Below are 13,244 nucleotides of genomic sequence, written 5' to 3'. Positions count from 1 at the left end.
CTGCGCTTTATCCATCAGCGCCAGGAGCCAAAAGACTCAAGAAAATCAAAACGCGGGCCGCCTTGCCGGCTCATTGGCCACTGACCACCCACTCAAACCACCGTTGCAGCTACCGCCCTTTTCGAGCGCACCCGCGGAAGGGCTTGGCCCGCCCGCTGGATGCGTCCCCTTGAGGGGGAGGCGCGGAAGCGCCTCGGGGGTGGGCGTCAAGCCAGCCAGCGCTTGCGCCGCTTGTAGCTCTTGACGTCCTTGAAGCTCTTGCGCTCGCCGCCGCCCACGCCCAGGTAGAACTCCTTCACGTCCTCGTTGCTGGCCAGGTCGCTCGCCTTGCCGTCCATCACCACGCGGCCGCTTTCCATGATGTAGCCGTAGTCGGCGTACTTCAGTGCCATGTTGGTGTTCTGCTCGGCCAGCAGGAACGTCACCTTTTCCTTGCTGTTCAGGTCCTTGACGATGTTGAACACCTCTTCCACGATCTGCGGCGCCAGCCCCATCGAAGGCTCGTCGAGCAGCACCATGTTGGGGTTGGTCATCAGCGCGCGGCCAATGGCGCACATCTGCTGCTCGCCGCCGGAGGTGTACGCCGCCTGCGAAGTGCGGCGCGTCTTGAGGCGCGGGAAGTAGGTGTAGACTTTTTCCAGGTTGCGGGCGATCTCGGCCTTGTCCTTGCGCGTGTAGCTGCCGGTGAGCAGGTTTTCCTCGATCGTCAGGTGCGCGAAGCAGTGACGGCCTTCCATCACCTGCACCACGCCGCGCTTGACCAGGTCGGCCGGGCTCAGGTTCTCGATGCGCTCGCCGCGGTATTCGATGGTGCCCTTGGTCACCTCGCCGCGCTCGCCCTTGAGCAGGTTGGACACGGCGCGCAGCGTGGTCGTCTTGCCCGCGCCATTGCCGCCCAGGATGGCCACGATGCCGCCTTCGGGCACGCTGAGCGAGACGCCCTTGAGCACCAGGATCACGTGGTTGTAGATGACCTCGATGCCGTTGACGGTGAGGATCACGTTGCGCGGTGCCTCGTCCGCTTGCGCAGCCGTGTCGACCTGGGATTGCGGGGTGTTCATTCGGACTGTCTCCTACCAAACGACAGGGCGGAAGGTCCCTGTCGTTTGGCGCCTCGGTGGAGGCGCTGCCCGCCGCTCAGGCGGGTCGGGAGCCGGCCCGCGCAACGAAGTGCGCGGCCGGTACTTGACGATCAGCTGTTGCAGTCGCCGGCCGGGCGGCGCGCCAGCTTCTTGTCGCCCAGGTACTTTTCGGAACCCGCCTTGATCATGGGCTTGATGATGGCTTCGTCGGACTGATACCAGTCGTTGCCCACCACCCACTTGGCGCCGTCCCAGGTCTGCACACGTGCCCAGGTCGAGCCCATGTGATCGGCGCAGGTGGTCTGCAGCGGACGCATCACGCCACCGAAGCCCAGCGCGTCCAGACGCTTCTGGTCGAGGTTCAGGTTCTCCAGGCCCCAGCGCACTTGCTCGCTGGTCATGACCTTGCCCTTGCCAAAGCGTTCCTGCGCCTTGCGCACCGCCTCGACGCCCAGCATCTGGATGATCAGGCCGCGCGTGTACAGCACGCTGCCCACTTCGTCCTTGGGACCGGTGCCCTGGCCCTTGCCGTGCACCTGGGCCAGGATGTCCTGGATGACCTTGGGCTGCGTGCCCGAGCCGTTGAGCGCCAGGGCGTGGTAGCCCTTGGCGCCCTGGCCCACGTCGCGCACGTCAGGCTCGGCACCGGCCCACCACACGCCGTACATCTTGTCGCGCGGGTAGCCGGTGGCTTGCGCTTCCTTCAGCGCGGTGGAGTTCATCACGCCCCAGCCCCACAGCAGCACGTAGTCCGGGCGGCTCTGGCGCACTTGCAGCCAGGTGGCCTTCTGCTCGACGCCCGGCGCCGTCACCGGCAGCAGCGACAGGTCGAAGCCGTGCATTTTGGCGCGCTCCTGCAGCAGCGGGATCGGCTCCTTGCCGAACGGGCTGTCGTGATAGACCAGCGCGATCTTCTTGCCCTTGAGCTTGTCGAGGCCGCCGTTTTCCTTGGCGATGTGCTGGATCAGGATGTCGGCGCCGGTCCAGTAGCTGCCCATCATGGGGAAGTTCCACTTGAACGCGTTGCCGTCGGCCGACACGGACAGGCCGTAGCCCAGCGTCATCAGCGGGATCTTGTCGGCGGGGGCCTTCTCGGTCAGCGCGAACGTGATGCCGGTGGACTGCGGGTCAATGAAGGTGATGCCGGGCTTGCTCTTGAGGCGCTCATAGCACTCCACGCCGCGGTCGGTGGCGTAGCCGGTTTCGCACTCTTCCCAGGTCATCTTGACGCCGTTGATGCCGCCGTCGCGCGCATTGATGAGTTTCAGGTAGTCCTGCTTGGCGTTGGCCCAGGGCGTGCCGTTGGGCGCATAAGGCCCGGTGCGGTACGACAGCAGCGGGAAGAACTGCTCGGCCTGCGCGAAGGCGCTGGTGGCGACCGACGACACCGCCACCACGGCGGCGGCAATCAGGGTCTTGGAAAGCTTCATGAATGTCTCCTTGGAAAAACAGTTGAAACAACGAAAAAACGGTTCGGTGAGAAAGCGGACGTCAGGGTCAACGCCAATACATGAGTCGAAAGGCCGCGGCGCAGGCCATGCCAGCGAACGCCATGCCCGGACCTGCGCCGGGCATCGGCGTTGTCCACCCTCGGGAACCGGAGGGGGGGGGAAGGCGCGTCAGCGACTCAGGGGGGGTGTCTCATGGTCAATGCGGGAACGGCCACAAGCGCAGCTTCTGCTTGCCCACCGACCACAGCTTGGCCAGGCCATGCGGCTCCACGATCAGGAACCACACGATGAGCGCGCCGAAGATCATCAACTCGATGTGCGAAGCCGTCGCCGTGGATACCGCCACGCCGAACAGGCTGCCCGCCCAGGGCAGAAACTGGTTGAGGAAAATCGGCAGCACGACGATGAACGCTGCACCGAAGAAACTGCCCATGATGGAGCCCAGGCCGCCGATGATCACCATGAACAGCAGCTTGAACGACAGGTCGACGTTGAACGCGCTGGGTTCCCACGCGCTCAGGTAGACGAAGGCCCACAGCGCGCCGGCCATGCCCACGATGAAGGAGCTGACGGCGAACGCGCTGAGCTTGGCGTACATCGGCCGGATGCCGATGACGGAAGCCGCCACGTCCATGTCCCGAATCGCCATCCACTCGCGGCCAATCGCGCTGCGCACCAGATTCTTGGCCAGCAGGGCCACCACCACCAGGATGGTCAGGCAGAACAGGTACTTGCTGACCGCGCTGTCGATGGGGATGCCGAACACCTGCAGTTGGCTCACCGACACAGACCCCGACGGAGAGTCCAGCGTGAACCACTTGACGCGCAGGAACAACCAGTCAGAAAAGAACTGCGCCGCCAGCGTCGCCACCGCCAGGTAAAGACCCTTCACGCGCAGGCTGGGAAGGCCGAACAGAATGCCGAACACGGTGGCGCACAGGCCGCCCAGGATCAACGCCGGAATCAGCGGCATGCCGGGGATGCGGGCAAAAAAGTTGTACGCACCGTACGCGCCCACGGCCATGAACGCGCCGGAGCCCAACGAGATCTGTCCGCAATAGCCGACCAGAATGTTCACCCCCAGCGCGGCCAGACCCATGATCACGAACGGAATCAGGATGGCGCGAAAAAAGTAGTCGCTGGCCAGCATCGGCACTACCAGAAAGGCCACTGCCAGCAACAGCAGCACGCCAACCCGATCCTGCAGGATGGGGAAGATCTGCTGGTCGGCGCGGTACGTGGTCTTGAACTGGCCGTTTTCACGGTAAAACATGATTTGTCTCGCTTTTTATGCTTGAGGTCGGCGTGCTGTCTGGGCAGTGCGCTTGCAAATAAATAGCAAACTCACACGCGATCGATGATCTTGTAGCTCCGGCATAACTTGCTTCGCAAGTGAGCCTGCACTGAAAAATCCTCTCTTTGCGGCAAGCCACAAAGCACCTGCGGTGTGATCGCGCATTTCATACGCGATCGATGATCTTTTCGCCAAACAGACCCTGCGGGCGGAACAGCAGGAAAACGAGCGCGAGCACGTAGGCAAACCAGATCTCGATGCCGCCGCCGACGTAGGGGCCCAGATACACCTCCGACAGCTTCTCGCCGACGCCGATGATCAGCCCGCCGATGATGGCGCCCGGCACCGAGGTCAGGCCGCCCAGAATCACCACCGGCAGTGCACGCAAGGCCACGGTGACCAGCGAGAACTGCACGCCCAGCTTGCTCCCCCAGATCATGCCGGCCACCAGCGCCACCACACCCGCCACGCACCAGACGATGACCCAGATGGTGCTGAGCGGAATGCCGATGGATTGCGCCGCCTGGTGGTCGTCGGCCACGGCACGCAGCGCGCGCCCCGTCTTGGTCTTCTGGAAGAACACCGTCAGCAGGGCCACCAGCGCGGCAGCGATCAACGCGGCGATCAGGTCTTCCTTGTTGATCAGCACGCCGCCTTCGAATAGGCTCTCGAACGCCATCACCGGGTCTTTCGGCATGCCGATGTCGATCTTGTAGATGTCGCTGCCAAACAGCGACTGGCCCACGCCTTCCAGGAAATAGGTGATGCCCAGCGTGGCCATCAGCAGCGTGGCGCCTTCCTGGTTGACCAGGTGGCGCAGCACCAGCTTCTCGATCAGCCAGGCCACGATGAACATCATGATGCCGGCGCCGATGAAGGCCAGCACGTTGGCGACGATCATGTTGTCGATGCCGAGCTTGGCCGGAATCCATTCCGAGAAGCGCGCCATCGCCAGCGCGGCAAACAGCACCATCGCGCCCTGGGCAAAGTTGAACACGCCCGAGGCCTTGAAGATCAGCACGAAGCCCAGCGCGACCAGCGAATACAGCATGCCGGTCATCAGGCCGCCGAACAGGGTTTCCAGAAAAAATCCCATGATGTCTTGCTCCTGGCGCGGTCAGTGGCTGGTGCCGAGATAGGCACGGATCACGTCTTCGTTGTTACGCACTTCATCGGGCGTGCCGTCGCCGATCTTCTTGCCGTAGTCGAGCACCACCACGCGGTCGGAGATGTCCATCACCACGCCCATGTCGTGCTCGATCAGCACGATGGTGGTACCGAACTCGTCGTTCACGTCGAGGATGAAGCGGCTCATGTCCTGCTTTTCCTCGACGTTCATGCCCGCCATGGGCTCGTCGAGCAGCAGCACCTGCGGCTCCATGGCCAGCGCGCGGCCCAGGTCGACACGCTTTTGCAGGCCGTAGGGCAACTGGCCGACGGGCGTCTTGCGATAGGCCTGGATTTCCAGGAAGTCGACGATGCGCTCGACGAATTCGCGGTGGCGGATTTCTTCGCGCTCGGCCGGGCCGATGCGCAGCGCCTGCATGAACAGGTTGCTCTTGATCTTGAGGTTGCGGCCCGACATGATGTTGTCGAGCACGCTCATGCCCTTGAACAGCGCCAGGTTCTGGAAGGTGCGCGCCACGCCCATCTCGGCGACCTGGCGGCTGTTCATGTGCGCGAAGGTCTGGCCGCGAAAGGTGATGCTGCCTTCGCTGGGCGTGTACACGCCGTTGATGCAGTTGAGCATCGACGACTTGCCTGCGCCGTTGGGGCCGATGATCGAGCGGATTTCGTGCTCCTTCACGTTGAAGGAGATGTCGGTCAGCGCCTTCACGCCGCCAAAGCGCAGGCTGATGTTCTTGATGTCGAGGATGACATCGCCGATTTTCTTTCCGTGCACCTGCGTCAGCGTTGGCGCGTCGGGCGGCAGCGGCATCATGGCTTGAGGCGCGTTCATGCGGCGCTCCTGACAGGCGGGAAGATCTTGGCGTCGAGCGTCTTCAGGTTGGCGCTGACCTTGCCGGTGCGCCCGTCCTCGAACTTGACCGCCGTTTCAATGTATTGCTCGGGCCGGCCCGCGTCCAGCGCGTCGATCAGCACGGCGTACTTGTCGGCCACGAAGCCGCGACGCACCTTGCGCGTGCGCGTCAGCTCGTCGTCGTCGGGGTCGAGTTCCTTGTGCAACACCAGGAAGCGCGCGATCTGCGTGTCTTCCATGCCCTCTTCGCTGGCCAGGTCGGCGTTCACCTTTTCGACGCACTCGGCCATCATCTTCAGCACCTCGGGCTTGCCGGCCAGATCGACATAGCCGGCGTACGGCAGGCCCTGGCGCTCGGCCCAGTTGCCCACGGCCTCGAAGTCGATGTTGATGAAGGCCGTGACCTTGTCCTTGCCGTGGCCGAAGCACACCGCTTCCTTGATCTGCGGGAAGAACTTGAGCTTGTTTTCGATGTAGTTGGGCGCGAACATGGCGCCGCCGGCCATCTTCCCCACGTCCTTGGCGCGGTCGATGATGCGCAGGTGCCCGTCGTGGTCCAGCACGCCGGCGTCGCCGGTCTTGAAGTAGCCGTTTTCGTCGATGACTTCGGCGGTGGCGTCGGGGCGCTTGTAGTACTCCTTCAGCACCGACACGCCCTTGACCAGCACTTCGCCGTTGTCGGCAATCTTCAGCTCGATGCCCGGTGCGGCCTGGCCCACGCTGTTGAGCTTGACGTGGCCATTCTTCTGGATGCAGACGTAGGCGCAGGTTTCCGTCTGGCCGTACAGCTGCTTCAGGTTCACGCCGATCGAGCGGAAGAAGCGGAACAGGTCAGGCCCGATGGCCGCACCCGCCGTGTAGGCCACGCGGATGCGCGACAGGCCCATGGCATTTTTCAGCGGCCCATAGACCAGCAGGTTACCCAGCCCGTACATCAGGCGATCGCCCGCGCCCACCGGCTTGCCGTCCAGGATGTCGGAGCCCACACGCTTGGCCACATCCATGAACTTGTGGTGCATCCACTGCTTGAACTTGGCGGCGTCTTCCATGCGGATCGACACCGAGGTCAGCATGCCCTCGAACACGCGCGGCGGAGCGAAGTAATACGTCGGGCCGATCTCGCGCATGTCGATGTTCACTGTCTCGCTCGACTCGGGGCAGTTGATGGTGAAACCCGCCACCAGCCATTGCGCCAGCGAGAACAGGTGGTCGCCCACCCACGCGGGCGGCAGGTAAGACAACACGTTGTCCTTGCCATTCAGGCCGTCGGTCTGCACGCCACCCGTGGCCGAGCCGATGAAGCTGGCGTGCGTCTGGCACACGCCCTTGGGGCGGCCGGTGGTGCCTGACGTGTAGAGGATGACCGACACGTCGTCGGACTGGCCCAACGCCACCGATTCGTCGAAGAGCTGCGGGTGCGCCTCGTCGTGCTTCTTGCCCAGCGCCATCAGTTCGTCGATGCTGATGAGGCCCGGCTGCGTGTAGTTGCGCATGCCGCGCGGGTCGTCGTAGATGATGTGCGTGAGGCCGGGCACCGACTCGCGCAGCTCCAGCATCTTGTCGACCTGCTCCTGGTTCTCGGCGAAGGCGAAGTGCACTTCGGCGTCCTGCAGCACGAAGGCCATCTCGGCAGCGACGGCGTCCTGGTACATCGGCACCGGCACGCCGCGCAGCGCCTGCACGGCCACGAACATCAGGTACAGGCGCGGGCGGTTGTCGCCCACGATGGCCAGGTTCTGCCCGGGCGTGAAGCCCAACGCAGCCAGTCCGCCGGCCATGGCACGCACGTCTGCCAGCGCGCGCTGCCAGCTCCAGGTTTGCCAGATGCCGTATTCCTTCTCGCGCAGCGCCGGGTCCTGCGGACGCTCGCTGGCGTGCTTTTGCAGCAAGCGGGGAAATGTGGTCGCCATAGGGGCGTGGTCTCCTTCGGGAAAGCTGCCGGGTGCTTGGCCAGGCCGCTGAATAATGGGGCGAATAGTACGGCCTGACTTTGACGTCATGTTGTCGTTTGGACGACAATTGACAAGCCATTTCCCTAGGTATAACCCGTAGATGCCCGTTGCCCTCTCCCTGTACGAGCGGCGGCGTCCGCTGAGCGACGACGAGCTGGCGCACGTGCCCTGGCTGCCGCACCTGACGCCGGCCGAACGCGCGCGCGCCGCGGCGGCCATGCGCATCGGCGACGCGGAGCCGGGCGATCTGATCTGCCGCATCGGCGCGCCGGCGACCTACTGGTTCGGCGTGCTCGACGGGCTGCTGAAGATGAGCACCGACACCGCGCAGGGCCAGACCATCACCTTTTCAGGCCTCACGCCCGGTGGCTGGTTCGGCGAAGGCACGGTGCTCAAGCGCGAGACCTACCGCTACAACATCCAGGCGCTGCGCAAAAGCAGCGTGGCCGGGCTGCCGCTGGACACCTTTCACTGGCTGCTGGACCATTCCATCGGCTTCAACCGCTTCGTGATGAACCAGCTGAACGAGCGGCTGGCGCAGTTCATCCTGGCCATCGAAGCCGACCGCACACCCGTGCCCGAGCAGCGTGTAGCGCGCAACCTGGCGGCGCTGGTCAACCCGGTGCTGTTTCCCGGCGTGGGCGAGGTGCTGCGCATCACGCAGCAGGAGCTGGCCTATCTGGTGGGCCTGTCGCGCCAACGCGTGAACGAGGCGCTGCAGGCGCTGGCCGCGCAGGGCGTGCTGAGCATCGAATACGGCGGCCTGCGCATTCTGGACCTGGGGGCGTTGCGCACTCGGTATTTCTAGGGCAGTTGGACACACGCGCGCGGCGCGCATGTTGATCATTCAATCAGGCGCCAGCGCTTGACTGCATTGCGCAGTCAGCTATATTTTTAGTAGCTTTACATAATTGACCGCATGACCACGCCCTCCCCCTTTCGCCGCGCGCCCCGGCCCGAGCATGCCGCCGCGTCCGACGCCGCTGCGTCTGGCAGCGTGCGCCTGAACAAGCGCCTGGCCGACATGGGCCTGTGTTCGCGCCGCGAAGCCGACGAATGGATCGAGCGCGGCTGGGTGCGCGTCAACGGCCAGGTGGCGGCCATGGGCACCAAGGTGACGCCGCAGGACCGCGTGACGGTGCAGCGCGAAGCCGAAGCCGCGCAGGCGCAGCGCGTCACCATCCTGCTGCACAAGCCGGTCGGCTACGTCAGCGGCCAGGCCGAGGACGGCCACCAGCCCGCGGTGACGCTGATCAACGCCCGCAGCCACTGGCAGGGCGACGCCAGCCGCACCCGCTTTTCGCCTGCGCAATTGAAAGGGCTGGCGCCCGCGGGCCGGCTGGACATCGATTCGGTGGGCCTGCTGGTGCTGACGCAGGACGGCCGCGTGGCACGCACGCTGATCGGTGAAGACTCCACCGTCGACAAGGAATACCTGGTCCGCGTCGCCTACGACCACGTCACCGAAAACGTGCAGGCCGCCTTTCCGCTCGAACGGCTGGCGCGGCTGCGGCACGGCCTGTCGCTCGACGGCCAGCCGCTGAAGCCCGCCCTGGTCGACTGGCAGAACCCCGAGCAGCTGCGCTTCGTGCTGACCGAAGGCAAGAAGCGGCAGATTCGCCGCATGTGCGAGCAGGTGGGCCTGAAAGTGACGGGCCTCAAGCGCATCCGCATCGGGCGGGTGGTGCTGGGCCAATTGCCGGTGGGGCAGTGGCGCTACCTGGGCCACAATGAATCGTTCTGAATCCAGAAGAAGGGAAGCCCTGATGAAAAGCGCCGCATTAGCACTGATTTTGATAGCAAGCGCGTCCGCCGCGCAGGCCCAGGGCGTGGTCAACGCGATCTGCTCCACCGACGGGCCGTGGTGCGAGGCCGCGGCGCGCGAATTCAGCAAGGCCACGGGCATCAAGGTCAACCAGACACACAAGCCCACCGGCGAAGCGCAGGCGCAGTTGCGCGCCGAAGCGGCCAACCCCAAGACCGACCTGTGGTGGGGCGGCACGGGCGACCCGTATTACCAGGCGGCCGAAGTCGGCTTGCTGGAAGCGTACCGCCCTGCCTACCTGGACAACCTGCACGGCTGGGCGGTGCGGCAGTACGCGATGAGCCAGAACCGCGTGGGCGGCTTCTACAGCAGCGCCATCGGCTTCGGCTGGAACGACGAGGTGATGAAGAAGAAAAAGCTGCCGCCGCCCAAGTGCTGGAAGGACTTGCTCGACCCGCGTTACAAGGGCGAGATCGAAACCTCGCACCCGGGCTCCAGCGGCACCGGCTACACCATCCTGGCTGGGCTGGTGCAGCTGATGGGCGAGGACGCCGCCTTCGACTACCTGAAAAAGCTGCACAAAAACGTCACCACCTACACGCGCAGCGGCCAGGCACAGGCGCGCAACGTGGCCAAGGGCGAGGTGGCCATTGGCGTGAGCTTCATCTTCGGCTTTGACAACGAGCGGCTGACCAACAAGTTCCCGGTGTCGTCGGCTGCGCCGTGCGAGGGCACGGGCTACGAAATTGGCGGCATCGCGCTGGTCAAGGGCGCGCGCAACGCCGACAACGCGAAGAAGTACTACGACTGGCTGATGAGCGCCGACGGCCAGAAGATCGGCGCCACCGTGGGCAGCCTGCAGGTGCCAGCCAACAAGACCTTCAAGCCCGACCCGCGCATCCCTCCCCTGGACGGCGTGCGGCTGGTGAAATACGACTTTGAGAAATACGGCAAGGCGGCCGAGCGCCGGCGCCTGGTGGAACGATGGACGAAGGAAGTCGAGGCACAGCCCAAGTAAGCAGCCCGGCTCCCGCCTGCGCCCAAGCGCATCGGCCCCGCCTTGAATCGGCGGCGGCTGGCCGCATCTGAGCGGATGGCCGGCGGCGCGTGGCCGCCGGAGATTCTTCTTTTTTCTTTCCACACCCATGAGCACCCAGAAACACGCCTTCCAGGCCGAGGTGGCACAGCTGCTGCACCTGGTCACCCATTCGCTGTATTCCAACCCCGAAATCTTCCTGCGAGAGCTGATCTCCAACGCGTCCGACGCCTGCGACAAGCTGCGCTTCGAGGCGCTGGCCGACCCGTCGCTGTACGGCGACCAGCCCGAGCTGGAAGTGCGCATCACCTTCGACAAGGCCGGCAAGACGCTGACGGTGACCGACACCGGCATCGGCATGAGCGAGGCCGAAGCCATCGAGCACCTGGGCACCATCGCCAAGAGCGGCACCAAGGACTTCTTCTCCAAGCTGTCGGGCGACCAGAAGGCCGACGCGCAGCTCATCGGCCAGTTCGGCGTGGGCTTCTATTCCGGCTTCATCGTGGCCGACAAGATCACCGTCGAATCGCGCCGCGCCGGCCTGGCCGCCGACCAGGGCGTGCGTTGGGTCAGCAAAGGCGCGGGCGAATTTGAAGTCGAGCCGATCACGCGCGCCGAGCGCGGCACCAGCGTGACACTGCACCTGCGCGACGATGCGCTCGAATTCGCCGACGGCTGGAAGCTGAAGGAGCTGATCGGCAAATACTCCGACCACATCGCCCTGCCCATCAAGATGGAGGGCGAGAAGTGGGAAGAAGGCAAGGAAGAAGGCCAACCCGGCCAGATGGTGAAGACCGGCGAATGGGACACCATCAACCAGGCCACGGCGCTGTGGACGCGACCCAAGAAGGACGTGACCGAAGAGCAGTACGTCGGCTTCTACGAACAGCTGGCGCACGACTGGCAGCCGCCGCTGGCGTGGAGCCACAACCGCGTCGAGGGCAGCACCGAATACACGCAGCTGCTGTACATCCCCAGCCACGCGCCGTTTGACCTTTGGGACCGCGACAAGAAGGCCGGCATCAAGCTGTACGTGCGGCGCGTGTTCATCATGGACGACGCCGAGCAGCTGATTCCGCGCTATCTGCGCTTCATCAAGGGCGTGGTCGATTCGGCCGACCTGCCACTCAACGTGAGCCGCGAGCTGCTGCAGGAAAGCCGCGACGTGCGCGCCATTCGCGACGGCAACACGCGCCGCGTGCTGAGCATGCTGGAAGACATGGCCAAGGCCGAAGCCGCTGGCGCCGCCAGCACGGACGCCGACGGCGTGACCGACGTGCAGGACAAGAACGATACGGCGACCGCCGATACGCCAGCCACCGACAAGTACGCCACCTTCTGGCGCGAATTCGGCGCCGTGCTGAAGGAAGGCCTGGGCGAAGACCACGCCAACCGCGAGCGCATCGCCAAGCTGCTGCGCTACGCGTCGACCACCAGCGACACGCCCACGGTGAGCCTGGCCGACTACAAGGCGCGCATGAAGGAAGGCCAGAAGTCTATCTACTACATCACCGCCGACACACTGGCCGCCGCCAAGCACAGCCCGCAGCTCGAAGTGTTCCGCAAGAAGGGCATCGAGGTGCTGCTGATGACCGACCGCGTCGACGAATGGTCGCTGTCGTACCTGCGCGACTTCGACGGCACGCCGCTGCAGTCGGTGGCCAAGGGCGCCGTTGACCTAGGGGACTTGCAGGACGAAGCTGAAAAGAAAGCCGCCGAAGCCGCTGCCGAAGCCGTCAAGCCGTTGCTCGAGCGCCTGAAAGCGGCGCTGAAGGACGAGGCCGAGGACGTGCGCGTCACCACGCGCCTGGTCGATTCACCGGCTTGCCTGGTGGTCAAGGACGCCGGCATGAGCATGCAGCTGGCCCGCATGCTCAAGCAGGCTGGCCAGCCTGTGCCCGACAACAAGCCCGTGCTTGAAATCAACCCCGAGCATCCGCTGGTGAAAAAGCTCGACACCAGCGCGCACTTTGACGACCTGGCCCACATCCTGTTCGATCAGGCGCTGTTGGCCGAAGGCGGTCTGCCGGCGGACCCGGCCGCGTATGTGCGACGGGTCAACGCCTTGCTGGCCTGAGCGCCGCGGGCGGCCCAGCCTCGCATGAGCGCACGGCCGCCCTCACCCACTAGGTGCGAAACATGAATGATTCGTTGAAGCCACAAGCCAACCCTTTCAGGCGCGGCGCCCACTTGGTGCTGGTCCTGAGCACCGCGTGGCTGCTGAACGCCTGCGCGGCGGGCGTCGGCATTGGGGTGCCCATCCTGCCGGGCCTATCGCTGGGCGTGGGCGTCGGCTCCGGCGGCAATGTCAACGTCGGCCTGGGGACGGGCATAGGCCCGGTCGGCGTGGGCGTCGGCGTCAACCAGCACGGCCAGGTTTCGGCAGGCGCCGGCGTGGGCGCCAGCGTGCCGGTGGGCGGCGCGCGCGTCGGTGCGGGCGTGGGCACAGGCACCGTGCTGTACGACCCGCACAAGGGCGCGAGCGGGAACGTGCCTTGATGCGCACCGCCGGGAGGGCGGGCCCCGAGAACGCCCGATCACTACCGGTCGGCGGCCGCTTTAAGTTGGTTGTCTGCGGCGTCTTGGACGACAGGGAAACCCGGCGCTGCGTGAAATTGTGCTTACACCAGCCATGACATTGGAGCCAATAAAAGAAAGCCCGCTACGACTAACGTAGCGGGCT

10 protein-coding genes and 1 pseudogene are annotated in these 13,244 nt (G+C 64.9%); 5 read left to right on the top strand and 6 right to left on the bottom strand.

Going from position 1 to position 13,244, the window contains the following annotated elements; genetic code table 11:
* Positions 1 to 206 precede the first annotated feature (206 nt).
* From R0D99_RS02470 to R0D99_RS02445, 6 genes are all read right to left on the bottom strand, one after another.
* Positions 207 to 1,061 carry an ABC transporter ATP-binding protein gene (locus R0D99_RS02470; RefSeq protein WP_317749797.1) on the bottom strand — a complete coding sequence of 285 codons (855 nt, stop codon included), beginning with the start codon at positions 1,059 to 1,061 and terminating at the stop codon, positions 207 to 209.
* Between the two features lie 131 nt (positions 1,062 to 1,192).
* Positions 1,193 to 2,512: an ABC transporter substrate-binding protein gene (locus R0D99_RS02465; RefSeq protein WP_317749796.1), complete on the bottom strand. Its 1,320-nt coding sequence runs from the start codon at positions 2,510 to 2,512 to the stop codon at positions 1,193 to 1,195.
* A 217-nt stretch (positions 2,513 to 2,729) separates the two neighbouring features.
* A complete protein-coding gene (locus tag R0D99_RS02460; RefSeq protein ID WP_317749795.1) occupies positions 2,730 to 3,806 on the bottom strand; it encodes a branched-chain amino acid ABC transporter permease in 1,077 nt (358 codons plus the stop codon).
* A gap of 187 nt (positions 3,807 to 3,993) precedes the next feature.
* Entirely contained in the window at positions 3,994 to 4,923 is a 930-nt protein-coding gene (locus R0D99_RS02455; protein WP_317749794.1) for a branched-chain amino acid ABC transporter permease, read from the bottom strand.
* A gap of 21 nt (positions 4,924 to 4,944) precedes the next feature.
* On the bottom strand, positions 4,945 to 5,730 hold the full coding sequence (locus R0D99_RS02450; RefSeq protein WP_317751183.1) for an ABC transporter ATP-binding protein: 786 nt from the start codon (positions 5,728 to 5,730) through the stop codon (positions 4,945 to 4,947).
* Positions 5,731 to 5,783: 53 nt separating this feature from the next.
* Positions 5,784 to 7,718, bottom strand: coding sequence for an AMP-dependent synthetase/ligase (locus R0D99_RS02445; RefSeq protein ID WP_317749793.1), 1,935 nt, complete (start codon positions 7,716 to 7,718; stop codon positions 5,784 to 5,786).
* 142 nt (positions 7,719 to 7,860) lie between these two features.
* Here R0D99_RS02445 and R0D99_RS02440 point away from each other — a divergent pair, with 142 nt between their 5' ends.
* The 5 genes and pseudogenes from R0D99_RS02440 (at position 7,861) to R0D99_RS02420 (ending at position 13,060) form a co-directional block, all read left to right on the top strand.
* The gene (locus R0D99_RS02440; RefSeq protein WP_317749792.1) at positions 7,861 to 8,568 is read left to right on the top strand and encodes a Crp/Fnr family transcriptional regulator; all 708 of its coding nucleotides are present in this window, start codon (positions 7,861 to 7,863) and stop codon (positions 8,566 to 8,568) included.
* A 180-nt stretch (positions 8,569 to 8,748) separates the two neighbouring features.
* Positions 8,749 to 9,504 (top strand): annotated as a pseudogene (locus R0D99_RS02435) (pseudouridine synthase); the annotation flags it as partial.
* Positions 9,505 to 9,526: 22 nt separating this feature from the next.
* On the top strand, positions 9,527 to 10,543 hold the full coding sequence (locus R0D99_RS02430; protein WP_317749791.1) for an ABC transporter substrate-binding protein: 1,017 nt from the start codon (positions 9,527 to 9,529) through the stop codon (positions 10,541 to 10,543).
* A 127-nt stretch (positions 10,544 to 10,670) separates the two neighbouring features.
* Positions 10,671 to 12,638, top strand: a complete 1,968-nt coding sequence (gene htpG, locus R0D99_RS02425) for a molecular chaperone HtpG (protein WP_317749790.1) — start codon at positions 10,671 to 10,673, stop codon at positions 12,636 to 12,638.
* 62 nt (positions 12,639 to 12,700) lie between these two features.
* Positions 12,701 to 13,060, top strand: coding sequence for a hypothetical protein (locus R0D99_RS02420; protein ID WP_416365958.1), 360 nt, complete (start codon positions 12,701 to 12,703; stop codon positions 13,058 to 13,060).
* Positions 13,061 to 13,244 lie beyond the last annotated feature (184 nt).

The sequence above is a fragment of the Ottowia sp. SB7-C50 genome (assembly GCF_033110285.1).
Lineage (GTDB): Bacteria > Pseudomonadota > Gammaproteobacteria > Burkholderiales > Burkholderiaceae_C > Ottowia.
This window is presented reverse-complemented; position numbering and strand designations above follow the sequence as displayed.